The 25,668-nt window shown below is 67.1% G+C and carries 19 protein-coding genes; 12 read left to right on the forward strand and 7 right to left on the reverse strand.

Annotated features, from left to right (window positions below; translation table 11 throughout):
* Positions 1-63 precede the first annotated feature (63 nt).
* From KEG38_RS44490 to KEG38_RS44500, 3 genes are all read right to left on the reverse strand, one after another.
* Positions 64-1,302 (reverse strand): GTP-binding protein, encoded by a 1,239-nt coding sequence (locus KEG38_RS44490; protein ID WP_272426835.1) that lies wholly within the window; start codon positions 1,300-1,302, stop codon positions 64-66.
* Positions 1,299-1,469, reverse strand: coding sequence for a 50S ribosomal protein L33 (gene rpmG, locus KEG38_RS44495; protein WP_272426836.1), 171 nt, complete (start codon positions 1,467-1,469; stop codon positions 1,299-1,301). The genes KEG38_RS44490 and rpmG overlap by 4 nt, the downstream gene beginning before the upstream one ends.
* Positions 1,470-1,633: 164 nt before the next feature.
* The gene (locus tag KEG38_RS44500) at positions 1,634-4,027 is read right to left on the reverse strand and encodes a hypothetical protein (protein WP_272426837.1); all 2,394 of its coding nucleotides are present in this window, start codon (positions 4,025-4,027) and stop codon (positions 1,634-1,636) included.
* An 81-nt stretch (positions 4,028-4,108) separates the two neighbouring features.
* On the opposite strand from KEG38_RS44500, the gene KEG38_RS44505 reads away from it, so the two are divergent.
* From KEG38_RS44505 to KEG38_RS44540, 8 genes are all read left to right on the forward strand, one after another.
* The gene (locus KEG38_RS44505) at positions 4,109-4,639 is read left to right on the forward strand and encodes a hypothetical protein (protein ID WP_272426838.1); all 531 of its coding nucleotides are present in this window, start codon (positions 4,109-4,111) and stop codon (positions 4,637-4,639) included.
* 47 nt (positions 4,640-4,686) lie between these two features.
* A complete protein-coding gene (locus KEG38_RS44510; RefSeq protein ID WP_272426839.1) occupies positions 4,687-6,288 on the forward strand; it encodes a hydantoinase/oxoprolinase N-terminal domain-containing protein in 1,602 nt (533 codons plus the stop codon).
* Entirely contained in the window at positions 6,285-7,388 is a 1,104-nt protein-coding gene (locus KEG38_RS44515) for an S-methyl thiohydantoin desulfurase family protein (protein WP_272426840.1), read from the forward strand. Before KEG38_RS44510 ends, KEG38_RS44515 begins: the two co-directional genes overlap by 4 nt.
* Positions 7,389-7,495: 107 nt before the next feature.
* Entirely contained in the window at positions 7,496-9,553 is a 2,058-nt protein-coding gene (locus tag KEG38_RS44520; protein WP_272426841.1) for a serine hydrolase domain-containing protein, read from the forward strand.
* A gap of 174 nt (positions 9,554-9,727) precedes the next feature.
* Entirely contained in the window at positions 9,728-9,982 is a 255-nt protein-coding gene (locus KEG38_RS44525) for a hypothetical protein (protein WP_272426842.1), read from the forward strand.
* A 289-nt stretch (positions 9,983-10,271) separates the two neighbouring features.
* Entirely contained in the window at positions 10,272-10,832 is a 561-nt protein-coding gene (locus KEG38_RS44530) for a class I SAM-dependent methyltransferase (protein ID WP_272426843.1), read from the forward strand.
* A gap of 13 nt (positions 10,833-10,845) precedes the next feature.
* Positions 10,846-11,874: a Gfo/Idh/MocA family protein gene (locus KEG38_RS44535; protein WP_272426844.1), complete on the forward strand. Its 1,029-nt coding sequence runs from the start codon at positions 10,846-10,848 to the stop codon at positions 11,872-11,874.
* Between the two features lie 390 nt (positions 11,875-12,264).
* Entirely contained in the window at positions 12,265-12,759 is a 495-nt protein-coding gene (locus tag KEG38_RS44540; RefSeq protein WP_272426845.1) for a hypothetical protein, read from the forward strand.
* On the opposite strand, the gene KEG38_RS44545 is transcribed toward KEG38_RS44540, so the two are convergent.
* Positions 12,728-13,438: an NAD(P)H-binding protein gene (locus KEG38_RS44545; RefSeq protein ID WP_272426846.1), complete on the reverse strand. Its 711-nt coding sequence runs from the start codon at positions 13,436-13,438 to the stop codon at positions 12,728-12,730. The two genes, KEG38_RS44540 and KEG38_RS44545, sit on opposite strands and share 32 nt — an antisense overlap.
* 16 nt (positions 13,439-13,454) lie before the next feature.
* Positions 13,455-14,105 carry a TetR/AcrR family transcriptional regulator gene (locus KEG38_RS44550; RefSeq protein WP_272426847.1) on the reverse strand — a complete coding sequence of 217 codons (651 nt, stop codon included), beginning with the start codon at positions 14,103-14,105 and terminating at the stop codon, positions 13,455-13,457.
* A gap of 79 nt (positions 14,106-14,184) precedes the next feature.
* Here KEG38_RS44550 and KEG38_RS44555 point away from each other — a divergent pair, with 79 nt between their 5' ends.
* The 4 genes from KEG38_RS44555 to KEG38_RS44570 all read left to right on the forward strand — a co-directional run bounded on the left by KEG38_RS44555 (position 14,185) and on the right by KEG38_RS44570 (position 22,985).
* Positions 14,185-14,886 carry a TVP38/TMEM64 family protein gene (locus tag KEG38_RS44555; protein WP_272426848.1) on the forward strand — a complete coding sequence of 234 codons (702 nt, stop codon included), beginning with the start codon at positions 14,185-14,187 and terminating at the stop codon, positions 14,884-14,886.
* A gap of 149 nt (positions 14,887-15,035) precedes the next feature.
* Positions 15,036-20,717: a sensor histidine kinase gene (locus KEG38_RS44560; protein ID WP_272426849.1), complete on the forward strand. Its 5,682-nt coding sequence runs from the start codon at positions 15,036-15,038 to the stop codon at positions 20,715-20,717.
* 64 nt (positions 20,718-20,781) lie between these two features.
* Positions 20,782-21,981 (forward strand): sialidase family protein, encoded by a 1,200-nt coding sequence (locus KEG38_RS44565; protein WP_272426850.1) that lies wholly within the window; start codon positions 20,782-20,784, stop codon positions 21,979-21,981.
* A gap of 146 nt (positions 21,982-22,127) precedes the next feature.
* Positions 22,128-22,985, forward strand: a complete 858-nt coding sequence (locus KEG38_RS44570) for a sterol desaturase family protein (protein ID WP_272426851.1) — start codon at positions 22,128-22,130, stop codon at positions 22,983-22,985.
* Positions 22,986-22,989: 4 nt separating this feature from the next.
* Here KEG38_RS44570 and KEG38_RS44575 read toward each other — a convergent pair whose 3' ends face one another.
* The gene (locus KEG38_RS44575; RefSeq protein ID WP_272426852.1) at positions 22,990-23,448 is read right to left on the reverse strand and encodes a sensor histidine kinase; all 459 of its coding nucleotides are present in this window, start codon (positions 23,446-23,448) and stop codon (positions 22,990-22,992) included.
* Between the two features lie 1,329 nt (positions 23,449-24,777).
* Positions 24,778-25,656, reverse strand: a complete 879-nt coding sequence (locus KEG38_RS44580; RefSeq protein WP_272426853.1) for a phosphate/phosphite/phosphonate ABC transporter substrate-binding protein — start codon at positions 25,654-25,656, stop codon at positions 24,778-24,780.
* Between the last annotated feature and the right edge of the window lie 12 nt (positions 25,657-25,668).

A 25,668-nucleotide genomic window follows, 5' to 3' on the forward strand; every position in this document is an offset into this window, starting at 1 on the left:
CATGATCGACGGACGAGCCGTGCCCTGACGGCGACCAGGCGCGAAGGACGAGCAAGACTCGCCTCAGCGCGCGTCCTCGGCCGCCTCCCTCGTCCACATCGACGCGAAACGGGGATCCCCGGGCGGCGTGCCGTCGTCCTCTTCGCCCTCTGGCCATTCCCACGGCGGAAACGGATCCTCGAATTGTTGCAAGCCCTCGGGGCCGAGCGCCATTTCCTCGTCCGAGAGCAGACAAGCCTCGAGCCGCGCCCGTAGCCCCTCGCGCTCCGCGGTCCCGATGATGACGATCTCTTGCCGCCGCCCCGAAACCTCGTCCTCGGGCCCATCGTCCGTCGATTCGGCCAACCATTTCCCCACGGCGCCGAACCGGTATGCGCCGCCCGCCTGGGACCATTCCACCACCCATTCGGGCCGCGTCGCGAGCCAGAAGAAGCCCTTCGATCGAATCACGCCCGGCCACTCCTCGTGGATGAGCGTGTAAAGACGCGCGGGATGGAAGGGGCGCCTGTCACGGAAGACAAAACTTCCGAGCCCGTACGCCTCCGTCTCCGGCACGTGCTCGCCGCGCATCTCGGCCATCCAGCCCGGCGCCTCTCGAGCCTTTTCCATATCGAAGAGCCCCGTGCCCATGATCGTATCGATCGGCACCTTGCCGAACGTCGCCGATACGATCCGCGCCCGCGGGTTCAGCCTGTGCACCGTGGCCTCGAGCAACCCGAGCTCCTCCGGCGAAACGAGGTCCACCTTGTTCAGGACGATGATGTCGCAGAACTCCACCTGATCGACGAGCAGATCAACGACGCTCCGATCGTCCTCCGCGGACGCCGCGACACCCCGCTCCGCGAGGTCCTCGGCGGCGGCGAAGTCCTTCGAGAAATTGTATGCGTCGACCACGGTCACCATCGTGTCGAGCCGCGCCACGTCCGAGAGCCGCGCGCCCGCGTCGTCCTCGAAGCCGAAGGTCTCGGCCACGGGAAGAGGCTCGCTGATCCCCGTCGACTCGATGAGCAAGTAATCGAAGCGCCCCTCGCGTGCGAGCTTTTGCACTTCGAGCAGGAGGTCCTCGCGCAGCGTGCAGCAGATGCAGCCGTTCGTCATCTCGACGAGCCGCTCCTCGGTGCGGCTCAGCGCGGCGCCGCCGCCCCGGACGAGCTCGGCGTCGATGTTCACCTCGCTCATGTCGTTCACGATCACCGCGACCCGCTTGCCCTCACGGTTTCCGAGCACGTGGTTGAGGAGCGTCGTCTTTCCGGCGCCGAGGAAGCCGGAGAGCACGGTGACGGGGAGCCTGCGATCGCTCATTTCGCGCCGCCCTTGGAGATCTTCGCCTCGGTGAAGAGGACGTGCTTGCGAGCGATCGGATCGTACTTCTTGATCTGGAGCTTCTCGGTCGTCGTCCGCTTGTTTTTCGTCGTGTAGTAGCAGTACCCGGTGCCCGCCGACGAGACGAGCCTGATCGTGTCGCGCATGGGCTTCCTGCTACCTCATCTCCAAGTCAGTTGCAACTTTGTTGCATCAGTCATGAGTCCACGTGCTCCTGGAGCATCGCGAGACCTACTCGCCGCGCTTCCTGAGCAACTGTAACTGGAATTCTAGTGCAGTTTGCCGTGCACCATCGGGACGATGGCACGGATTACGGTGCGAGCTGATATCGCGCGACCCCGATGGACGGTACACGCTTCTCGCCGAAACCAGCCTCGGCGATGGTGCCGGAAACCCAGACCGCGTCGGCCATCACGGCTGCGCCAGTGACACCGATGGCGCCCACGCCGCCGCCGAGCGCGCGCAAAGTTCCGTCTCGGTAGACGAGGACGCCCCGGCCTGAGTCGTCGTCGAGCTCGGCCGTGCCCGCGAGGATCAAGCCGCCATCGATGGCAAGGATCGCGTTGAACGAGAAGTACGTCTGCGGGGTCAAACCCGCCTCGGGCGTCGCGAGCTCGCGCCACGAGGTTCCGTCGAACGCGCCGAGCAGGTACGCGCCATTGCCCTCTTCGTAGGTGCTGACGTAGACGGTGGTCCCGTCGCGCTCGAACGCGAGCACCTGTCCGGGCAAACCGTCGCCGAGAGGTGACCAGGCCTCGCCGTCCCAGCGCGCAATCCGCGACGCCTCGACTGCGCCGACCTTGGCGAAATTGCCGGTGACGATGATGTCGTTCGCAGCAGCGACGCCGAGGTGGTGCACGGGGCCGTCGAAGCCCTGCTCGACAAGGGTCAGCTTGTCGCCGTCGAGGCGCGCGAGGTAGCCGCTCGTTCCTCCGCCCGCGATCCAGAGCACGCCGTCGGGCGCCCACGCGAGCCCCCAGACCGGATCGAGTCCCTCGACGGCGACCTGGACGAGCGTATTGCCTTCACGCAAAAGGACGCGCCCGAAAGGTCCTCCGTTTGGCGGGAAAACCACACAGCCGACCGCGACCTGTCCTTCGGCGCCGACGTCGAGCGCCGGACACCAGACATCCCCGTCCGAGGGTAAGGAATCGTCGAGGACGTCCCAGCCTTCGCCATTGAAATGGACGACGTGCGTCGTGACGGGCGCGCCGGCGACATGGGTGAACGAGCCGACGCCATAGACCTCGCACGTCTCGCCGCCGGCCGCGATGAGCTCGAGCGAGCCGCCGATCCCGATTCCGCTCTTGCCCTGGGCAACCCAGCCGCTGCCGTCGTGCACGGCGAGCGATTGCGAGAGCACGCCGTCGATGCCGGGGAACAAGCCGCCCGCGAACAGCCGCTGCCCGTCGTGAGCGAGCCTCTGCTGAGGCACGTCCCAGATCGCCGTCGGACCTTCGTCGCCGCAGATCATCGGCTGGTACCAGGGCGCGACGACACCCCGGGTGCCCTCGTCCAGCGATTGCCAGGCATTGCCGTTCCAGCGAACGACACCATGCGAGGGAATGGCGCCGGGTTCGCCCGGGGTGCCGCCCGCGGTCGTGAAGCAGCCGGTGGCATCGACGATCTCACCGTGCGCGACGAGGTCGGTCACGACGCCGCGCGTCTGGTGCTGCGCGAGCCCCCCGCCCAGCGTCTGCCATTCCGTGCCGCTCCACCGGGCCATGCCGCTCGCTTTCATGAAGTCACCGAAAACGCCACCGGCGTAGAGGGCTCCACTCGGCGTGCGCGCGAGCGCGTAGATGATCTGGGCGTCGGCGAAATCGAGCGGCGTCCACGCGGCGCCGTCGTACGACGCGATGTTCGCCACCGGGATCCCTCCGACCTCGGTGAACGTGCCGCCGACGAAGAGCGTATCGCCGTCGACGAGGAGTTCGTACGCGGAGCCTTGCAGCGCGCCGCCCGGCGCCGCGCTCCAGCTCGTTCCGTCCCACGTCGCGAGGCCCTCGATCGGGGTCGCGCCGTCGAGCTGGAACAGGCCCGCCGCCCAGAGGCGTCCGGCGAACCAGGCGAGGCTACGAACCTGGCCCTTGAACGCGCCGATCGATTGCAAGCCGGAGCCGTCGTCGAGCCAGATCTCGCCGTCGCGCTCGTCAAACGTGTCGTTCGTGGCGAGCGCGAGATCGCCGCTTTCTCCGATTGCGATCGCCGAGAATCCGTCGAGTGGGGCAGGGAGCTCCCAGGTGGTCCGCGCAGGCTCCCACGCCCCGTCGCGAAAACGCATCAGCGGCGGCACCGCCTTGCCCTCGTGCCACTGGAATCGACCTGCCGCGATCAGCGAGCCGTCCGGCTCGCGCGCGAAATCGTGGACGGCCGGCGCAAAGCCATCGTGACCGGTCAGCCCGGCAATGGTGAAGCGGCGATCCCAGTCGCCGGCGTCGAGATTCGCCGCGCGGACGACCCCTCCACAACGAGCCGGACCGGGGCCCGAGCCGCCGCCGCCGGCTCCGCCGCTGATTCCATCGTTCGGACCGTCGCTGCAGGCGGCCGCGGTGCACAGAAAAAAGAGGAAGGATGAGGCACGGATGAAGCTCATGCCTTCGAGCTTACGTGCTTCTCCGTTGCCTGCCAGCGCAGGAATGCATGAACCCGACATTAAAATTTGTAATTCGGACTCCCGCGCATCATTCGCCCGAACTTGCACATCCGTCCCTGGCGGCTATCATGGCTCCTTATCCTTGCATTCTTGGAATTCTGCCCACAAGCACCTGGGAAAGGGTTGGTTGTGACACGACATAGCTTTGTTCTTGGCGCGGCCCTCTTCGCGGCCGCGTTCGTCGGCGCGTGCAGCACCGACGATGTCCTCCCCGGCGACGGCAATGAAAGCACGGCGAGCGGGCCGGGCAGCGGAGGGATGCCGCTGTCTCTCGCCAACCAGGGGGCTGCGGGGGACTGGTGCCCCGGGAACACGACGCCTCAGCTCGCCGTGATCATCGGCACGGACAGCGACTGCAGCACCGCGCCCGGACCCGAGCCGCAGATCAATTTTGCGGCGTCCTCCGCGGGGACGAGCACGCTCGCGGCCGGTCAATCCTGGAGCTACGGCGAGAACAACCCCAACGCGAATTTGGCGGCCAACTGGTTCGCGGACGGCATCAGCGGCAACCATGAGCCCGCGAAGAGCGCCTCGCTCGAGGTTCTATCGGTCGAGGGCACCACAGCAAAGTTTCGGTACGCATTCGTCACCCAGGCGGGCCAGCCCTACGCGGGCGAGGCGACGGTGACAGTCTGTGCCGTCGACCCCCCCTGCATGTAAGCCCGGCGCACCGCGGCGCATCGCCCCCCGGTGGTTATTTTGACCGCATGCGCGTCGGCATCGACGTAGGCGGCACCCATACCGACGCCGTGCTCATGCACGAGCGCCACATGCTCGGCTGGGTCAAGCGGCCGACGAGCGCGGACGTCGCCTCGGGCGTCGAGGACGCGCTCGCCGCCCTCCTCGCCGAGACCGGCGTCGACCGAGGCGCCATCAGCGCCGTCATGCTCGGCACGACCCAGCTCACCAATGCGGTGATCGAACGCCGCGGCCTGGCCCGCACCGCCGCCGTGCGCCTTTGCCTGCCAGCAGGGCAATCCATCCTCCCTTTCGCAGACTGGCCCGACGACCTGCGGGACGTTGTCTCGGGCGGCGTGCACCTCCTCGCGGGCGGCCACGAATACGACGGCCGGGAGATCGCCCCGCTCGACGACCACGAGGTGGACGAGACGATCGCGCGCCTCGCCGCCGCGGACGTCGAGGCCGTCGCCCTTGCGGGCATCTTCTCCCCAGCCAACCCCGCGCACGAGGAGGCCGTCGCGGAGCGCGTGCGCGCGGCGTTGCCTCACGTAGCGGTCACTCTCTCCCACGAGATCGGCCAGGTTGGCCTGCTCGATCGCGAGAACGCCGCGCTGCTCAACGCCTGCCTCCTCCCGCTCGCGGCACGCGTCGTGGGCAGCCTCGAGCGCGCCGTCGCCGCGCATGGGCTCGCTGCGCGCGTCTACCTGACCCAGAACGACGGCACGCTCCTCCGCGCCGAGCTGGCGAGGCGCCACCCCGTGCGCACCTTCGCCTCGGGCCCGGTGAACTCCATGCGGGGCGCCGCCTTCTTGGCGAACATGGGCGACGCCGTGGTCATCGACGTGGGTGGCACCTCGACCGACGTCGGCATGCTGGTCCGCGGTTTCCCCCGCGAGGCGCCGGCCGGGGCGCGGCTCGGTGGCGTGCGCGTCAACTTCCGGATGCCGGACCTCGCGTCGCTCGCCCTCGGCGGCGGCAGCGTGGTGGAGGCGCGCGCCGGCGATCTGCGCATCGGCCCCCGCAGCGTCGGCCACGCGCTCGAAGCGTGCGCCCTCGCCTTCGGCGGCGACACCTTGACCCTCACCGACATCGGCCTCGCCGCCGGGCTCTTCAGCCCTGCCGCGTTCGCGCGCGGCGGGCCCCACCTCGCCGGCTCCACAGCCGAGCTTCGCCCCGAGCGCGTCGCCGGCCTTCCGCGCGACCTCCTCGCCGCGGTCACCGCCCGCGTGCGCGCCCTCCTCGAGCAGGCCGTGGACGCGTGCAAGACCAGCCCGGAGCCGGTGCCCGTCATCGTGGTGGGCGGCGCGGCTGGCCTCGTGCCCGACGCGCTCGCGGGCACGTCGTCGGTGCTGCGACCGGCAGCCGGCGGCGTGGCCAACGCCATCGGGGCCGCCATCGCGCAGGCCTCGGGCGAGGTCGACCGCATCTTTCCCCTGGAGCGTCGCAGCAGGGACGAGACCCTTTCGCGTGCCCGCGCCGAGGCGATCGAGCGCGCTCGCGTGGCCGGCGCACGCCCTGACTCCATCGAGATCGTCGAGGTGGACGAGGTGCCGCTCACCTACCTGCCTGGCAACGCCGTGCGGGTGCGGGTGAAGGCTGCCGGCGATCTGGCGGAGGTGGCCGGGTGACCGACGCGCTTCGTGGGCTCGACGAGGAGCGTCTCGAGGATCTCGTCCTCGGCGCGGGCGTGCTTGGCGCGGGCGGCGGCGGCAATCCCTACCATGGCCGCCTCACCCTTCTGCCCTACCTGCGCGCGGGCCGCTGCCCGCCCGTGGTCGCGCCCGAGGAGGTGCCGGACGACGCGCTGGTCGCCTCGGTCGGCGGCATGGGCGCGCCGACCATCGGGCTCGAGCGGCTGCCACGCGGTGACGAGGAGCTCGTCGCCCTGCGGGCCCTCGAGGCGCACCTCGGCCGCACCGTGGACTACCTGATCCCGGCCGAGATCGGCGGAAGCAATGCCGTCGCGCCGTTTGTCACGGCCGCCCAGGCGGGCCTGCCCGTGATCGACGCCGACGGCATGGGCCGAGCCTTCCCCGAGCTCCAGCATTGCACGTTCACCATCTACGGCGTGCCCTGCACGCCCGCAGCCATCGTGGACATCCGACACCACACCGCCCTCTTCACGCGCGTCGACGACCCCGTCTCACTCGAGCGCCTCGCGCGCGCGCTCACCGTGCAGATGGGTGGCGCTGCCGGGTTTGCCTTCCCGGTGATGCGTGGCGCCGACATGAAGCGGACGGCGGTGCGCGGCACCTTGAGCTTGGCGGCCGCTGTCGGGGCGGCCGTGCGCGAGGCGCGCCGGCGCCACGCCGACCCCATCGCCGCATTGCTCCACGTCACCGGCGGCCAGGCGCTCTTCCATGGGAAATTGCACGACGTGGAGCGCCGATTCGAGGGCGGCTTCGCGCGCGGGCGGCTCACCCTGGAGGGCCTCGAGGAGAGCCGGGACGAGCGCCTCGAGATCGAACTGCAGAACGAGTACCTGATTGCCCGGCGTGGCGGCGAGGTCGTCGCTTCGGTGCCCGACCTCCTCTGCCTCGTGGATCGGCTCACCGCGGAGCCTGTAACCACCGAGATCGCGCGTTATGGATTGCGCGTTTTGGTGCTTGGGATCCCTGCGCCCCGCCTGCTGCGCACGCCCGAGGCCCTGCGCTTCGTCGGCCCTCGGGCGTTCGGCTATGACGTGGACTACCGGCCCCTGCCGGGCGTCTACGGCGCCGACCGCTGACGCGCGCCTCTCGTTATGGGTGTTTGTCGACGCCGAGCGCGGCGATGACGGGCAGCAGCATTCCGCCCCTCGGCAATCTGGGAACGTCGGTGCTACGCTCGGCGCCCGTGCGATCCCTCTTTGTCACAGTCCTCCTCGCTGCCATCGGCTGTAACTCGCCGGATCTTTCGCCGAAGGCTCCCGTGGCGAAGCAACCCGCGCCGGTCGCGGTGCAACCTGCCGCGGCGCAACCTGCTGCGGCGCAACCGGCCGCGGCGCAACCGGCCGCGGCGCAAAGGCTCTCCGCAGATACGCCGAGCAAGACGGCCGCCGGCCATACGTTCATCGCGCCGGCGGGCTGGTCGCTGCGCGAAAATGGCAATGCGAGGATCCTCGAAGCCCCCGAGGGCGGCTCGTGGATTGCGCTGGTCGACGTCCAGGCGAAGGACGCCGAGGCCGCGCTCGCCGAGGCGTGGACCGCGTATCGGCCGGATGCGAAATGGCCGCTCAGGTCGACCTGGCCCACGCCGAACAAAGATGGCTGGCAGGAACAGCGCACGTACACGTACCAGACCTCGCCGAACGAGCTTCGTACGGTCACCGCGCGGACGATGCGGCACGGCGATCAGTGGACCGTGCGGATCTCCGACATGGCGAATTCGGTCGCCGGGAAACGCGAGGCGCAGATCGCGCTGGTGCTCGACCAGCTCTTGCCGAAAGGCTACGTGCGCGAAACCTTCGCGGGGCGCAAAGCGCATAAGCTCGACGCCGCGCGGGTCGCCGAGCTCGAGGCGTTCATCACCCGTGCCCAGCAGACGCTCTCCGTCCCCGGCATTTCGATCGGCGTGGTGCAAGACGGCCAGGTCGTGTTCGCCGGCGGGTTCGGCGTCCGCGAGCTCGGGAAGCAGGCCTTGGTTGACGCGGACACGACGTACCTCATCGCGTCGAACACCAAGTCGCTCACCACGCTGATGCTCGGGAAGCTGGTCGACGAGGGCAAACTGAGCTGGGACACCCCGGTCACCACGCTCTTGCCGGCGTTCAAGCTCGGTGACCCCGACACGACGAGCAAGGTCCAGGTCAAGCACCTCTTGTGCGCGTGCACCGGGCTGCCGCGCCACGATCTCGAGTGGTTGCTCGGGCCCGCGGGCGCGACGCCGGCGCTCGCGCTCACGATCCTCGGCAGGATGCAGCCGACGAGCAAGTTCGGCGAGATGTACCAGTATTCGAACCCCATTGCCGCGGCGGCGGGGCTGGTCGGTGGCCACGTGGCCTTTCCCGAGCTCGAGCTCGGCGCCGCCTACGACAAGGTGATGGCGACGCGCGTATTCGGGCCGCTCGGCATGACGCGGACGACGTTCGACTTCGCGCGCGCGATGCGCGACAACTACGCGCGGCCGTACGCGTTCGACGTCGACGGCAAGATCGCGCCGGTCCCAATGGCGCAGAATTACCCGATCCGCGCGGTGCGCCCTGCCGGCGGGGCGTGGAGCACCGTCCGGGACCTCCTCAAATACGTGCAAATGGAGCTCGCCAAGGGCGTGCTGCCCGGCGGCAAGCGTTACGTCTCCGAGGCGATCCTGGCTGCGCGGCAGGCTCCGCAGGTCAAGACCGGTAAGGACTCGTGGTACGGAATGGGGCTCGACGTCGATACCTCGTCGGGAACGCCGATGGTGTTCCATGGCGGCCGGATGCGCGGCTACCGGAGCAACATGGTATGGCTGCCGGAGCACGGGGTCGGGGCGGTGATTCTCACGAACGCGGATTCTGGCAATGTGCTGATGGATGCATTCCCGCGCAAGCTGCTCGAGGTATTGTTCGATGGCAGGCCCGAGGCAGACGACACGGTCGTGGTCTCCGCGAAAGCGTCGCAGGAATGGATCGCGGCCTCGCGCAAGCTCCTGAGCATCCCGCCGGATCAGGGCGAGGTCGAAAAGCTCGCGTCGCGTTATCGCAACGATGTGCTCGGCGAGATCCGCGTGACGAAGACCGGCGACGGCGCGACGTTCGATTTCGGCGCGTGGAAAGCGCCGATTGCGTCGCGCAGGAACCCCGACGGGACGATCACGTTCGTCGTGACGGCGCCGAGCTGGTCGCCCGAGCTCGTCGCCTCCGCGCAGGCGGGGCGTAGAACTTTGAAGATTCGCGACGCGCAGCACGAGTACGTGTTCACGGAGAGCGACTGACGCGACCACAAGAACATCACCATCAAGCGGTCGAATACTAACAAGGAGCAACGCCAGTTGGACCGGTGGCGGAAAGCGCGTGCGGTAGCGGCGGACTACGGGCGCGACGAGGGCTGGTTTGCAGAATGGCGAGGAACCCGCGTCGCCGAGCTGACCGACGCCCGCTTGGAGGACATGTTCTGGGTGTCCTATCGATTCACGCTCCTCACGGATCAGCCCGAAATTGTCCAGGCGATCGAGTCGAACGGCCCGTGGCACGCTTGCGAGGTGAAGTTCCGGACACGCGTGACGGACCTGCCCGCTCCGTACGCATTCGCGAGCCATGCGCCAAAAAACGGCCGGTTGACGGTGCGCGCGCTCTACGTGGACGTCGACCTCACGCTGATGGAGCGGGTCTTTGTCTTGCTTCTTCGCATGGGGATATTGTAACAGTCCAGTCGCATTTCATTGCTACCATTGGAATAAACAAGAGCGACCGTCGCTTCATGGCGCGCTTGTGCGGTGGAACTCATCCGTGCTAATGTGAGTTCGGGGGAGCAAGCAGGAAACGATGCTACTTTCTCCCCCCACGAGCGCCGCAGATACGGTCGCTCCCCCTCATGGCGCACCGCCCCAGGGGCGTGTGCATGGTGCGAATTCGAACCTGTCGGAGCGCTCGTTCGACGCCGCGGCCTATCGGCGCAAGCTCGATGCGTTCAACCATTCATACAATTATCGGATGGACCTCGATGCGTTGTTCCGTGTCGTGCGCGAGACGAGCTTCACGGCCATGCTGGACGTCGGGTGCGGGACCGGCTTCATGGTGCGCGAGACGAGGAAGCGCCACCCTGCGTGCCGCGTCGAGGGCATCGACCGTTTCGACTTCGACGGTGAGGGGTGCTCGGTAGCCGACGTCTGTAGCGTCGATTTTTCCTGGCAACGGCGCTACGATCTCCTGACGATGGTTCACGCGGTCAACCACCTCGTCGATCCCAAGCGGGCCATCGAAAACCTGAATGCGCGCCTGGAACCCGGCGGGCACCTCCTGATCGCGAACCCGAACCCTGCTTTCGTGAAAATCATCCGTACGCTCAACGCTCACGGTTATCTGGAGACGCGCGGCGGCGACGATACCGTGATCGCTTACCTGGGGGCTGCGGAAATCGATCGCATCGTCAACCGGTACGGTCTTCATCGCGTGCTACATCGCGAATATGGAGAAGCCATCCGGTGCACGGTGCACGGTGTCGACCTGGTCATTCGGGAGCGTGAGCTGCTCTTGTACCGGAAACGCGGATGAAAGGGGACCTGCAATGCGTCCGTTGCGAGTTGGTATCGTTGGATGCGGGCGAAACGGTCTCGCGCATGCCGAGTGCTACCGCCGTGAGGGACGAACCGTGCTCGCGGCGGTCTGCGACACGAACGAGGCCCGCCGCGAGGAAGCGATCGCCCGGCTGGGGCATGAGCCCGCGGGTTATGCGCGGATCGAGGACATGCTCGCACGGGAGTCTCTCGACATCGTTTCCGTAAACACCGATGATGCGCGTCACGCAGCCCCGTTTCTCGCTGCCCTCTCGGCAGGCTGCCATGTGTTCGTGGAAAAGCCGCTGGCAGACCGTCTCGAAGATTTGGACGCCATGGTCGATGCCGCGTTGGCGCGACCTGCGCAAAGGACGCTCGTGGGGCAAATCCTCCGGTTCCACCCCTTCTTCCGCGAGGTCCACAGGCTCTGCTCCGATGGGACGCTGGGGCGGACCTTCTACCTGGAAGCGGACTACATCCACTACCTCGCCCAGGACACCTCCCACGAGCAATTCAACGCTGCATTGGGCACGAACTGGCATCGCGAGCACGAGCAACCTGCCATCGGAGGGGGGGTCCACGCGTTCGATCTGTGCCGCTGGCTCAGCCGCAGCAATGCCGTCGAGGTCATGAGCTACGAGAACAAGCTGGCGGTGCCGCAGATGCGCAATGCGGATTGCCAGGTGTTCCTCGCGCGGATGGCGGATGGATCCCTGTGCAAGGTGGCAAGCGCATATGGGCCGATCGGTCCTCGACCTCCCGTGAGCCATCTCAGCGTCTATGGCACGCGCGGAACGATCCGGAGCACGGACATGTGGCTGGGCCGAGGAGCCGATGCGGCACATACATCTCTCAAGGACCTGACCAGGACAGGGTACTCGTATGACCTCGAAGTCGAGCACTTCGTGACGTCCATTCTGGAGGGCGTTGCGACCGTCTGTGAGGCCGTGGATGGGGCCAATAGCGCCGCGGCCTGCATCATCGCCGTGCAATCCGCGAACACGGGCCGCGCGATGGCGGTGCCACAGTACACACGATAGTCCGTCCGTGGCGCCGTCCCAGGGTCGCCCCTCTCCCCTACGTTGCGCTTGACAATCGGAGCGGAGCCTGCGTTTCTGTCCTTTGGCTAGGCTCGGGCCCCAAAGGCCTTCGAGGCACTCATGCGCAGGCGACAAGCTCTTCAGATCGCAGCAGCCGCAGCGTCGCTCCCGTGGACGGGGTGCGGTGGCAGTTCTCCGAATCCCGCGACGGGGCAAACGACCTCCCCGACAGCGGCTTCTGGCAAGAGCACCGCGCCAGCCTCAGAGCCGACCGCGCAGCCGAGCGCGACCACGGCGCCCGTCGAAGCGCCCCCGGAGCCCGCCACGAATACAACGCCGGAGCCCGCGGCGAAGCCGCCCGAGCCATCGTATGCGAGGGTGCTCTGCAGGGTGGGGAAGAACCACGGTCACGTCTTCGTGGTGACGCTGGCCGACGTCCTGGCCGGCGCGGAAAAAACCTATCAAATCGCCGGGACGGCGAAGCATCCGCACGAGGTGACGCTCACGGCGGACGATATGAAGACCCTTTTGCGGGGGGAGCTTCTGCGCGCCAAGAGCACCCAGGGCCTCACGCATACGCACCGCGTGCACGTGCGGTGCGCGCCCGCGGAGGATCCGCCGGAATGGGTGACCGCCTGCGCGGCCGAGTTCAGCGGGAAAGACGAGCACGAGGTCGTGATCACCGCCGCCGACATGGCCGCGGGCTCGGACAAGACCTACGACGTTCAAGGTCTCGCCGGGCACGCGCATACGCTGACCCTGACCGCAGCGGATTTTCAGAAGCTGAAGAAAGAAGGGGCGATCTCGATTCAGACCTCCAGGCTGGAGGAGGATGCCCACATGCACGTGGTGATCATCCGGTATCCGCCTCGGAAACGGGCGTAGAAGGCCGCGAATACGCCTGCGAAAGCGCGTTGAGATCGCGGTTTTCCAGTATGCGCCCGTCCGCGCCGTGCCTGGCCACCTGGAGCATTGCCCGCCCCACGTCTTCGGTGGTGATCACGTACTTCGGGGCCATGAGGCGCAACACGGGGAAAAACGGCCCCATGATGACGTAACCGACGCGATAGAGCCTCGTCTTGGAGACGATGCCGTGACGCGGCTGGATGTACCCCGGTCGGAACATGTAGCTCGCCTTGAAGGGCAATCGCAGCAGCGCATTCTCGGTCTTGCCCTTCACCCTGGCCCACATCCAAGGACCACGCTCGGTGCTGTCGGTGCCCGCGCCGGAGACATAGATGAACGTCAACCCGGGGTTTTTCCGGACGAGCGTCTCCGCCGCCGCCATGGTGAAATCGTACGTGATGTGGTGATAGTCGGCCTCCTTCATGCCCGACGCGGAGACCCCCAGGCAGAAGAAGCACGCGTCATATCCGGCGAGCTGGCTCTCGATGGCGGAGAAATCCGTGAAATCGTCATGGATGATCTCGCGCAGCTTTTCGTACCGCTGCCCCGTCGCACTGCGCACCACCGCGAGAACGCTCTCCACCCCGGGATCGAGCAGACACTCACGCAGCGCACCCAGCCCGACCATCCCCGTCGCACCGAAGAGAAGGACTTTCATATCTGTTGCCCTCGAACTATCGTGTCTTGTCGCGCGGCTTGCGCGGTCGGCTCGCCGGTGTTTTCTTGCCGGCCTCCTGCAACGGCATGCACATCACGCGCACCGCGATGTGCATGCTTTCGATGAATGCCTCGCGCGTCGCGGAGCCGTGCTTCAGGCCGCGCGCCGTGGCATACAGCGTCTCCGCGAGTTTTTGCCCGGTGATCCCCGCGGGCTTGTAGACGGCCAGAAGCCCGGCGGCGCGCAAGGCCTTGGCCACGGCCTCGACGAATTGCGCTTCATGCTCGCCGACCATGGGCCCGACGAGCTCCTTCGCGGCCGCTGCGAGGTCCGTGGCGTCGGGCCCGAGCGCGCCGACGAACCGGCCGACCCACACGTCGAACGCCGCGACCAGCCTCTTTTCCAGAGGCATCTCCGCGTCCGTGAGGACCGCCGTCGCGCCGGCGAGCGCGGTGACGAGGAGGTATTCCACCGACGCGCGAAACAGATCTTCCTTGGTGGCGAAATGCAGGTAGAGCCCCTGACGCGAGATAGCCGCGGCGCGCGCCACCTCGTCCATCGACGCCTTGCGGAAGCCGAATCGCGTGAACACCGTGAGCGCCGCATCCATCAGCTTGCGGCGGCGCGGGTCCTCCACGTACCTGTCGCTGGGGCTCGTCTCGTTCACGGTCTGGCAAAGTTGACAACTGTTGATAACTTTGTCAACCGGACTTGACAGTAACGACTTGAACTGTAAACATCGTCGCGTGCGATCGCCCGATCCCCCGCCGGACCCCGCGGCGAGCCGCTCGCTCCGCAACATGAGGATCGCCGCCGTGGCCGCGGTGGCCGTCGGGCTGGTCGTGGCGCAGCGCCTGGGCCTGTTCGAGGTCTTCAGCGAGCCTGCGCGTATCAAGCAGGCGCTCGTGGAGCTCGGGCCATGGGGGTATGCCGCGTTCGTGGCTGCGTACGCCGCGCTCCAGCCGTTCGGCGTGCCGGGCACGATCTTCATCCTCGCGGCGCCGCTCATCTGGCCGTGGCCGGTGGCATTCGCGCTCTCCATGGCCGGCACCATGGCGGCGAGCGTGGTGGGCTTTTCGTTCGCGCGCTTCGTCGCGCGCGATTGGGTCTCGAAGCTCGTACCCGCGCGCTTCCGCGCCTACGAAGAGGCCCTCGAGAAGCGGGCGTTCTTCACCGTGTTCATGCTCCGCTTCATCTTCTGGATGCCGCCCATGCTCCACGTATTCTTCGGCATCTCCCAGGTGCGCTTCCAGACGCATTTCTGGGGCTCGCTGGCCGGGTACTTCCTGCCCCTCCTCGGGACCGCCTATTTCGGCGAGAAGGTCTTCGACGCGATGCGCGAAGCGCCTGCCTGGGTGTGGATCGGCCTGGGCGCCGTGTTCATCACCGTCGTCGTCCTTTTCTGGCGCTTCACCCGTCGCTCCCTCCAAAAGGTCATTCCCTCCTGAGGTTGCGGCCGCTCGGGCGGAGCATCGTAGCCGCGGCGCCGGGCGTATCCGGATGGCTTGGTGCGACTTGTGCTTACAAACACGCGGAGCCCTCAGCCTCACCCAGCGCCGCCGCCGACCGCTCGCTCGTCGCAGCAGATTTCATGGAGATGCAGAGTCCCTCCCCGTACACGATCACGGAGACCCTTTTCGAGGGTCGGGGGACCCTCGTGCTCCGTGCCATCCGAGAAAGTGATGGCCGCCGGGTGATCCTCAAGGCGCTCGATCCAAAGCGCAGCCGCCCGCAGGACATCGAACGATTGAAACACGAGCAAGCGCTGGGCGAAGCGCTCGACCTCCCGACCGTCATCAGGCCGCTCGCCCTCGACACGTATCACGGGCAGCCGGCGCTCGTTCTCGAGGATACGGCGGGCACGCCCCTCGACCGCTTGCTCGGGGCGCCGATGGAGACAACGCGATTTCTGCGGCTCGCGATTCGCATCACGACCGCGGTCGCGGACATTCACCGGCATGGCGTCGTCCACAAGGACATCAAGCCCCAGAACATCATCGTCCATCCCGCGACGGGCGAGGCGAAGCTCACCGATTTCGGGATCGCGTCCCGACTTCCCCGCGAGCACACGTCGCCTCAGAGCCCGGAGCAAATCGAGGGCTCGCTGCCGTACATGTCGCCGGAGCAGACGGGGCGAATGAACCGGGCCGTCGACTCCCGCACCGACCTCTATTCGCTCGGCGTCACGTTCTACGAAATGCTCACGGGCAGGGTCCCGTTCGAGGCGCGAGATCCGCTCGAATGGATTCATTTCCACCTGGCGCGTGTCGCCCCATCCCCCTCCGAGATCGTCCCCGAGGTGCCCGAGGCCATTGCGCGCATCGTCATGCATCTCCTGGCCAAGATGGCCTGCGACCGCTACCAGACCGCGCGGGGCGTGCTCCACGACCTGGAGACGTGCCTCGCGCAATGGAGCGAGAGCGGGCGTATCGAGCCGTTCCCCCCGGGCGCGCTCGACGTGCCAGACCGCCTCCAGATATCGCAGAAGCTTCACGGGAGGGAGGCGGAGATCGCCCTCCTCTGCGACGCGTTCGAGCGTGTCGTGACCACGGGAATGCCGGAGCTCGTGCTCGTTGCCGGGGAGCCGGGAGTCGGGAAATCCGCGCTCGTCCACAAGCTCCACGAGCCTGTCGTCCGGGAACGGGCCTTCTTCGTTTCGGGCAAGTTCGATCTGATCAACAGCGATATCCCGTATTCGACGATCGTCCAGGCGTTCCAGGAGCTCGTGCTCGAGATCCTGGCCGAGAGCGAGGAGCGGATCGCGGCATGGAAGCAGCGGCTCGCGGCGGCCCTCGGGATCAATGGGAAGCTCATCGTCGACGTGATCCCGCCGATCGAGCACGTCCTCGGCGCGCAACCCTCGGTCCCTGCGCTGCCGCCGGGCGAGGCGCGGAATCGATTCCACATCGTGTTCCGGCAATTCATCGGGGTCTTCGCGCAGAGGGAGCACCCGCTCGTGCTCTTCGTCGACGACATGCAATGGGCCGATTCGGCCAGCCTCGCGCTCCTCCAGGACCTTCTGACCGATCCCGAGATGCACAGCCTCCTCGTCGTCGGCGCATACCGCCATAGCGAGGTGCCTCCCACCCATCCCATGATGCTGGCGATGAACGAGGTGCGGAAATCGGCCGTGCGTGTCTCCGACATCGTGCTCGGCCCGCTTCAAAAACGTCAGCTCGCGGCGTTCCTCAGCGACACCCTCCGCTGCTCCGTGGAGGAGGCCGAGCCGCTATCGGAGCTCGTGCACGAGAAGACGGCCGGCAATCCATTCTTCGTCATCCAGTTCCTGTCCGCGCTGTACGAGGAGCGCCTCATCGAATTCGACGAGCGCGCGGTGGCCTTTCGGTGGGATGTGGCCAGGATCCGCGAGAAAAGCTTCACCGACAACGTGGTCGACCTGATGGTCGACAAGCTGAAGCGGCTCCCAGCGCAGACCCAGGACGTGCTGACCCACGTCTCGTGCCTCGGCAACCGCGCGGAGGCCGCCACGCTCGCGATGATTCGCGGCGATTCCGAGGACGAGGTGCACGTGGCGCTCTGGGAGGCCGTCCGCGTGGGGCTCATCCTCCGCCTGGGCGATTCCTACCGTTTCGTCCACGACCGCATTCAGGAAGCGGCCTATTCGCTCGTCTCGGCGGAGCTCCGCGCGGAGGTGCATCTGCGGATCGGCCGGCTCTTTCTGGCCAACTTGCCCGAGGAGACCATCGAGGAGCAGATCTTCGATGTCGTGAGCCAGCTGAACCGCGGGGCGGAGCTCATCACCGATGCGCGCGAGAAGGAATCACTCCGAAGGCTCAATTTTCTGGCGGGAACGAAGGCCAAGGCCACGGTCGCCCATGCGTCGGCGCGCAACTACCTGGCCCATGCGACGGCGCTCCTGCCCAAGGACGCCTGGAGCGCGCTCTACGACGAGACGCTCGCGCTCTATCTGGAGCGGTCCGAATGCGAGTACCTCGTCGGCAACTTCGAAACGGCGGACGCGCTCTTCCATCTGATTCTCGTGCATGCTCGCTCCCATCTCGACCGCGCCGCGGCGATTGGCCTGCGAATGCGATTGTACCAGGTTTCCGGGAGATACGGCGATGGGTTGACCGTCGCGCTCGAAGCGCTGCGCCTCTTCGAGGTGACGCTCCCCGATTCGGACGAGTCGCTGAAAGCCGCGACGGAGGCGGAGGTCGAGGTGATCCGGACGCACCTGCGTGGTCGTCGCGTCGCCGACATCCTCGACGCGCCCGTGGCCACCGATCCCGACGCGCGGACGACCATCGGCCTGCTCGTCGAGGCGGCGCCCTGCGCGTACATCGCGCGGCCGAAGCTCTTTCCCCTGCTCGCCCTCAAGGCGGTGAGCTTGTCCCTGCAGTACGGCAACACCCAGCCGTCCTGCTTCGCGTACAGCATCTATGGCATGATGCTGGTGTCGGCCTTTGGCGATATCCCTCTCGGCTACGCATTCTCCGAGATGTCGCTGCGGCTGAACGAGAAGTTTCACGACCCCCGATTGAAGGGGACGCTCCTCCACCTCCACGGCAACCACATCAATTTTTGGCGGAGACCCTTCGTCACCGGCATCCCCATCCTCGAGCGGGCCTTTCAGGCGTGCCTGGAGGTGGGCGATCTCGTTTATGCCGGCTTCCTCGCCTTCGAGACCGTCTGGCAGTCCGTCGAGAAGGGCGATCCGCTCGACGAGGTGCTCCAGGTATCGAGAAAATATGCCGCGTTCGCCAGGCAGAGCCATAACGTTCCGGTCTGCGAGACCATCCGGCTCGAGCGGCAATTCGTGGCTTGCCTGAAGGGCGCGACGCAGGGGCCGACGAGCTTCGACGATGCTGCGTTCCACGAGGACGCGTGCCTCGCGGCGATCACCCGGGCGACGTTCGGCTGCGGCATCGTCTTCCACGACATCATGAAGCAGATCACGGCGTTCCTTTACGGGCGTCACGCCGAAGCGCTCTCGTTCGCAGCCCGCGCGGCGACGAACCTCGGCGCCGCGAGGGCCATGCCGATCGAGGCCACCCACCATTTCTTCCACGCGCTCACGATGGTGCAGCTCCTCCCGGATGCTCCCGCCGGCGAGCAGGGCGAGCTCGCTCGGCGCATCGCGGACGTGCAGCAGAAGCTCGCGCTCTGGGCGGAGAACTGCCCCGAGAATTATTTCAATCGATACGCTCTTGTCTCGGCCGAGGTCGCTCGCGTCGAGGGACGCGACCTCGACGCCATGCGCCTCTACGAGCAGGCCATCCGGTCCGCGCGTGAGAATGGCTTCGTCCATAACGAAGGGCTCGCCTACGAGCTCTCGTCGAGGTTTTACCGGGCGCGGGGCTTCGAGCAGGTGGCCGAAACGTATCTCCGCGACGCCCGCGCCTGCTACGTGCGCTGGGGCGCCGATGGCAAGGTGAGGCAGATCGACGAGCAACATCCGCGTCTCGAGGAGCACAGGCCGCTCACGCCGACCGCCACCTTCGCGCTACGCACCGAGCAGCTCGATCTGCTTTCCGTCGTCAAGGCCTCCCAGACCATTTCGAGCGAAATCCTCCTCGACGAGCTGGCCAGCACCCTCCTCCGGGTCGTCCTCGAAGAGGGCGGCGCCACGAAGAGTTACCTGCTTCTCCTGCGAAATGGCGACCTCTCGATGGAAGCCGAGGCACGCCTCGAAGCGAAAGGGGTGGTGACGCGCCTCCTCCCGTCGCTTTCGATTTCGTCGTCCCCCCTCGTCCCGGCCATGATCGTGAGATATGCGCAGCGGACGCAAGAGCGGGTGCTCCTCGACGACGCGAGGGCGAGCAAGTTCGCCGCGGACCCGTACGTCACCCGTGAGCGGCCCAAGTCGGTCCTGTGCATGCCCATTTTGCGGCAGGCCAACGTGGTCGGGCTGCTCTATCTCGAGAACAACCTGCTCATCGGCGCGTTCACGCCTGATCGGCTCGTCGCGCTCTCGCTCCTCGCGGTCCAGGCAGCCATTTCCCTGCAAAATGCGCGGCTCCTGTCCGACGCGCAGGGGGCGCGGGCCGCGGCCGAGGAGGCGGAGCGGCGCTCGGCGTTCCTGGCCGAGGCCGGGGAGCTGCTTGCGGGATCGCTCGATTACGAAGATACACTCGCGCGCCTCGGGGAGCTGTGCGTGCGATCCATGGCCGACTGGTGCGTGATCGATACCGTGGAGGGTCAGGAGATCCGGCGCATCGCCGGGGTGCACAAGGACCCCGCGAACGCGCCGCTGCTCGAGGAGCTCCAGCGGCAATATCCGCCCCACGAGGGGTCGGCCCATCCGGCAGCCAAGGCCCTTGCCACGGGGGAGCCGGTCCTGATCTCCGAGCTCTCGGACGCTCGCCTCCAAGACAACACCGAGGACGAAGCGCATGCGAGAATCATCCGCGCGCTCGGAATCCGATCGATGCTCGCCGTGCCTCTCCTTTCGCGCGGACAAACGCTGGGGGTGCTCTCGCTCGTCTCCGGTGCGTCGGGCCGCACCTATGGGAGCGCCGACCTCGAGCTGGCGAAGGAAGTCGCGCGCCGGGCCGCGACCGCCATCGACAATGCGCGGCTCTATCGGGCGACCCAGGAGGCCATTCACGCACGCGACGAGTTCCTGTCCATGGCGTCGCACGAGCTCAACACGCCGCTCACGTCGCTGATGCTCTCGCTACAATCGATGGGCCGCGCCAGCCAGTCGGGCTCCTCCAGCGATCCGCAGAGCATGACCAAGCTGGCCGAGCGCGCCTTGCGGCAAGGCGCGCGCCTGCGCCGGCTCAATGATGATCTGTTGAGCGTCGCGCGGGTCCACACGGGTCAGCTCCCGCTCGAGCTCGCCATCGTCGACCTCAGGGCCCTCGTCCGCGACGTGGTCGAGCAGTTCAAACTTCAGCTCTCACAGGCCCGGTGCTCGACCTCGATCCGGGACCACGTTCCGGTCGTGGGAAACTGGGATCCTGCCCGGATCGAGCAGATCGTCGTCAATCTGCTCTCGAACGCCGCCAAATTCGGGGCCGGCAAACCCATCGAGATCTTCATCGACCAGGAGGACGGGATCGCGCGGCTCGCGATCAAGGATCACGGAATCGGTATCGCCCCGGAGCAGCAGGGCCGCATCTTCGAGCGCTTCGTGCGCGCCGTGCCCAGCAAGTCTTATGGCGGGCTCGGGCTTGGTCTTTACCTCAGCCGCAAGCTCGCCGAGGCGCACGGCGGCTCGATCCGTGTCCAGAGTGCGCCTTCCGCCGGAGCGACGTTCATCGTCGAGTTACCTGTTGCCGGGCCCCCCATCGCCACCGGGCGAGGCGAGGGGTAGGACGAGCGGGAAGTGAAGGCATGCCCGTTGCATTGGGTGTGCTCCACCGATGAGGGACATCATCATGCTTGCAAAGACGAACCTTATTCTTGTCTGCGCCTTTGCCACGGCCGGCGCGCTCTTGCTCGGCTGCGGCTCCGACAACACCCCTCGAATCGACGGGACCGGCGGCAACGGCGGAGGCGGCTCTGGCGGAGCGGGTGGCGCCGGTGGCGCGGGTGGCACAGGTGGCACAGGGGGAACGGGCGGCTCCACGCCCGGCTGGGCGCTACCTGCGTGCGAATCGGTGAGCGGGACGTCCGCCGTGACCTTTACGTTCGACGAAGGAGCGACCCTCGCAGAGACGCCGGGGCAGCTCCAGGGAATCGGATACACCTACGGGCTCGCGGCGCTCGATGTACCGAACACGCTGCTCGCCGAGCACAAGGGGAAGGTGTTGCGCTCCGAGGACGCCGGCTGCACCTGGAGCGAGGTGGGAACACTTTCCGGGAGCAATTTCAGGCTCACGGCCGCGGCGGGAGGGCTCGCGTACGCATGGGCCGAGAATGGCGACGGGTTCTATCGAATCGATGAAAGTGGTCCCCACGGCTTTTCGACGCCCGCACCGAACATCGTCGGCCTGGGCGTCGACCCCGGCGACGGCAAGCACCTGCGCCTGGGCGACGCGAGTGGCAGCCTGCACGAATCGCACGACGGCGGCGAGACGTGGTCGAAGCTGGGCACGCCTCCTGCCTCGGGAAGCATCCTCGGGTATCGCTTCGCCTTCGACCCCAAGAACATCGACCACGTGCTCTGGGGCCAGTCCGTGGACGGCGGCTCCGTCTCGTTCGACGGCGGCGCGACGTGGTCCAAGAGCGAGGGCCTCGGCGCGAATGGCGCAAACGTGTTTTCCCTCGCCGTGTCGCCCGTGGACGGGGACGTCGTCTGGGCCGAGGGGCTGGAGATGGGCCCGGATATCCGCCACATCTATCGATCGAACGACGGTGGCAAGAGCTTCGACGTGGTCGTCACCGAGTCGGCAGACGTCAACCTCATCAATGGCAACCTGCTCGCGCCGCACGCGGCCGACGTGAACGTGCTCTACTTCGTGTTCGGCATGGAGTACCAGGACTACGGGACAGACCTTTTCCGTTACGACCACGCCACCGGCAAGGTCACGAAGACGCACAATGCGAACGACGATGTATCGGCCATCGTCGCCTCTCCCGCGGACCCGAAGCTGCTTTATCTGGGGCTGACGGTCGAGAACGGCGGCGGCCCCTGAATCAAGTGCTCGTGTCGGTCGGATGCTCCGCCTGGAAAATCCCGCCGCAGTCGCACTGTCGTCGCGTTCGACGCATCGCTGCTGGGAATTGATGAACCGCTGCAAGCTGTGATACTGGCTCGAAGGCATCCGATCGGAGGTATGCCATGCGAGCTCCGCCTCCAGCGCAGAATGCTCGGCGCTGGACCATCCACGAGATCATCGACGCCGCCGTCCTCGTCGCCTTGACGGCCGCTGGATTTCTTCATCCCGAGAGCCCGGGGACCTGGTTTTCGAGCCTCGCCTTTTCCGTGGCCGCCCTCGTGGTGCCCGTGCTGTCGGGCGCGGCGATCGTGACATGGCTCTCGCGCCGCCTCGGGGCGCGGATTCAGGGGCCACGCATCAAGCCGGCGCCCATGGCGCGGGAAGCCTTCGAGACGGCGCGCGCCATGTACGTCGCCGCCTGCCTCATGGCCTGGCCCCTCACGGCGTGGCGATTGGGGCATCCGACAGGGCTCGTCTGGGACCTCGACGCGCACGGCGTGAGCGTGACCCGGGTCCTCGTGCAGACCTTCCTCGGCGTCGTCGTGATCGACGCGTGGCTCTACTGGAAGCACCGGCTCTTGCACACGCGGCTCTTGTTCGGATTCCACAAATCCCACCACGTCTTCCGTGATCCCACCGCCTTCGCCGGGTTCGCGGTGGCCCCGGTCGAGGCGCTGCTCACGTTCTGGCCGATTCTTTTCCTGTGCATCCCCGAGGCGCTGCACTGGGCGCCGCTCTATTTCGGGCTGGTCGTGGGATTCGTGAACCTCAACTTCTATCTCCACTGCGGCGTGACCCTGTCGTGGGTCGAGAGGACGTTGCCGCGGATCTTCCTCAACACCTCGGCCTTCCACAACGTGCACCACGCCCGGGCGAACACGCATTTCGGCGAGGCGCTCTACCTGTGGGACGTCCTTTGCGGCACCCGTATCACGGGACAAACCTCCGAGGAAGCGACCGCGGAATCCGCGCCAGGCTGACGACTCATCCCGCAGGTCGAAACGGGAACTCCAGCGTGAACGTCGCCCCATGGCCCGGGCCCTCGCTCTCCGCGGCGAGGGTCCCGCCCATGGCGCGGGCCACGAGCGCCGAGGAATGCAGCCCGAAGCCGTGGCCGCCTTTCCGCGTCGTGAATCCGTGCTGGAAGATCTTCGTGAGCAGCGCGGAATCAATCCCCACGCCATTGTCGATGATCTGAATGCGCACCCGGTCCTCCGCCGGTCGCGCGAGCCGTACCGCGAGGCGCTTGCCCTCTCCCTCCCGCTCGTCGAGCGCCCATTTCGCATTGGCGAGGAGGTTCAGGACGATCTGCAGCACCTTGTGCTTGTCGCAGAGCACCCGCGGCAGAGGCGAAAGTGCGCGCTCGACGACCGCCCCGGCGGCCGTTCGCCATCGAGATGCGGAGCGCGTCGTCGAGGACCACCGCGAGATCCACCGGCTCATCGAGGTTCGTCACGGTGGCATAACTCTGCTGGAAATCGACGACCGCGCGGATGTGCGCCACGTGCTCCTCGAGCCCGCCCACCAGGGCGAGCAGATCCGCCCGCTCGGCGGCGAGGCTCTGGCCCAGCTTGCCGAAATACTCTGGCAGCCTGCGTCCGCGCTCGTCTGTCGAGAAAAACCTGGCCAGATCCGCCTTTTGCGCCTCCAGCATCTCGGCCGCTTTGAGGATGGGCTCGACGCGGAGCGCCCGCAGCCGCTCCGCGAGCATCGCGCTTCCGGTGTTCACGTGGTTCAGCACGTTGCCCACGTTGTGCAGCACGTTCGAGGCGATCTCCGTCATGCCCGCTTGCCGCGCGAGCGCGAGCGAGCGCTGCTGCGCCTCCCGGAGCTCCGCGGTGCGCTCCTCCACCCGCCGCTCGAGCTCCTCGTTGGAACGCCGGAGCGCCTCTTCCTGCCGCTCGAGCTCGGTGTTTGCCCGAAGGAGTTTTTCGCGTTGCGACTCGAGCTCCTGGTTCGCGCGAGCGAGCTTTTCGCGCTCCGCCACGAGCTCGGTGTTCGCGGTCGAGAGCTCCGCGGTGCGCTCCTCCACTCGATGCTCGAGCTCGTCGCGCGCCACGCGTAATGCACCCTCGCTCCGCGCGAGGTCCTTCATGGATGCGTCGAAGGGCACGAGGATGCGCCGAAAAACGAAGACGCCGAGCAAGAGCATCAAGGCCACGGTCCCCACCGGCAGCGCCCGTTGCGCACGCCCGAGCCAGATCAGATCGGGCCCGGCGCGCCGGTCGAGGTCCGCGTCGAGGGCGACGAGCGCCTCATCGAGCCGCTGCGACGCGGCCTGGAATCGTTCGATGTCGGGGTTGTTCCGGAGCGACTGGTTGTCCGAGCGGAGCACGCGCACGGCGCTCGTTCGCACCTCGGCCCAGAGGGGCTCCGCGGCGGCGAGGTGCTCTTTCGTCGCAAGCTCGTCGTCGGAGAGGAGCGAGAGCGAGACCTCCGCGCCGCCGATATGCGCCTTTCCCCCGTGCTGGAGCGCCACGAGGTTCTGCGAGACCTGCGTCTCGAGCGCTTTGGCCAGCTTGCGCTGCCGGAGCAAGAGGTCCCAATCGGACGTGGAGAGCCCCACGACGGCGAGGTACGTGGTGCTCTCGTATCGATCCAGGAGATCCTGTGTGGCTTCAGAGGCCGAGAGCAAGAGGCGACGTTGCTCGGTGCGGAGGCCGATCTCGCGCACCGCCAAGAGCGAGGCGAGCTGCAAGGCCACGCTCGCGGCGAGCAGCACCACGAAGGGCTGGACGAGGCCGCGCATGCCCGCGCGAGGTGGCGGCGCGCTCATCGGATCGCGACGACCTCCGCCTTTTCGGCAGCGCGCATCATGGAGCGGTGCGCATCGTAATGGGCGTCCTCGATCGGGGCGAACCGTTCGATGAACGCCGCGTCGAGCAGCCGCTTCCCGTCCGGATCCTCGTGCATGCCGAGGAGCGTCTTCCGGAGCGCGGCGCGGAGCTCTGCCGGTAAATCGGGCGAGGCGACGACGGGGCTCACGGTCATGGGACCGATGCTCTCGAGGACCCGCACCTCGCCCGCGCGGCCGCGGCGCTTTTCGCGATCGTAATCGAGCACCAGGCTGTCCACCCAGCTCGCGTCCGCCTCGCCCGCGGCCACCATGCGGATCGACTCCTCGTGCGAGCCGGAGCGCACGACCTTGCCGAAGAAGCCGCGCGCGAAGCCGCGCTCCATCAGGTGGTGGCGGGGCGCGTTGTACCCGGTGTGCGACCGCTCGTCATTGTACACGAGGGTGCGGCCCCGGAGATCCTCCAGCGAATGGTACGGGCTATCGTTCCGCACCACGAGATCCGCGAAGTAGACGGGCTGGCCCCCATAACGAGGGTATTTCATGATGGGCCCGCCGAGGAGCTCGGCGCGCGGGGTGGGCAGGTCGCGCAGCACGGTATAGGGCAATCCGCAGATGAAGCCGAGCTCCACGGCGCCCGTCTCCAGCATGCTGTTGATCGTGCTGTAGGCGAGGCCCGTCGTGACCTCGATCGTGATCCCGGTTTTCCGGGCCAGGTGATGCGCGATGCTCTCGTAGAGATTGATGCCCGACTCCGACACGAACGCCCCGCTCATCACCATGTGCACGGGGCGCGCGGCCACCGCGGGCGCCGCGCCGGGCACGATATCGGGGCGTTCGGATACGGGCTCGTCCATGGGCCCCGTCAA

It is taken from the genome of Polyangium jinanense, assembly GCF_028435265.1.
Lineage (GTDB): Bacteria > Myxococcota_A > Polyangia > Polyangiales > Polyangiaceae > Polyangium > Polyangium jinanense.

Bases quoted from the DNA above. Each gene is read 5' to 3' on its own strand.
- KEG38_RS44565 (WP_272426850.1), top strand. From the start codon at position 20,782: ATGCTTGCAAAGACGAACCTTATTCTTGTCTGCGCCTTTGCCACGGCC.
- KEG38_RS44535 (WP_272426844.1), top strand. From the start codon at position 10,846: ATGCGTCCGTTGCGAGTTGGTATCGTTGGATGCGGGCGAAACGGTCTC.
- KEG38_RS44510 (WP_272426839.1), top strand. From the start codon at position 4,687: ATGCGCGTCGGCATCGACGTAGGCGGCACCCATACCGACGCCGTGCTC.
- KEG38_RS44570 (WP_272426851.1), top strand. From the start codon at position 22,128: ATGCGAGCTCCGCCTCCAGCGCAGAATGCTCGGCGCTGGACCATCCAC.
- KEG38_RS44560 (WP_272426849.1), top strand. From the start codon at position 15,036: ATGCAGAGTCCCTCCCCGTACACGATCACGGAGACCCTTTTCGAGGGT.
- KEG38_RS44545 (WP_272426846.1), bottom strand. From the start codon at position 13,438: ATGAAAGTCCTTCTCTTCGGTGCGACGGGGATGGTCGGGCTGGGTGCG.
- KEG38_RS44575 (WP_272426852.1), bottom strand. From the start codon at position 23,448: ATGAGCCGGTGGATCTCGCGGTGGTCCTCGACGACGCGCTCCGCATCT.
- KEG38_RS44530 (WP_272426843.1), top strand. From the start codon at position 10,272: ATGGACCTCGATGCGTTGTTCCGTGTCGTGCGCGAGACGAGCTTCACG.
- KEG38_RS44525 (WP_272426842.1), top strand. From the start codon at position 9,728: ATGTTCTGGGTGTCCTATCGATTCACGCTCCTCACGGATCAGCCCGAA.
- KEG38_RS44580 (WP_272426853.1), bottom strand. From the start codon at position 25,656: ATGGACGAGCCCGTATCCGAACGCCCCGATATCGTGCCCGGCGCGGCG.
- KEG38_RS44490 (WP_272426835.1), bottom strand. From the start codon at position 1,302: ATGAGCGATCGCAGGCTCCCCGTCACCGTGCTCTCCGGCTTCCTCGGC.
- rpmG (WP_272426836.1), bottom strand. From the start codon at position 1,469: ATGCGCGACACGATCAGGCTCGTCTCGTCGGCGGGCACCGGGTACTGC.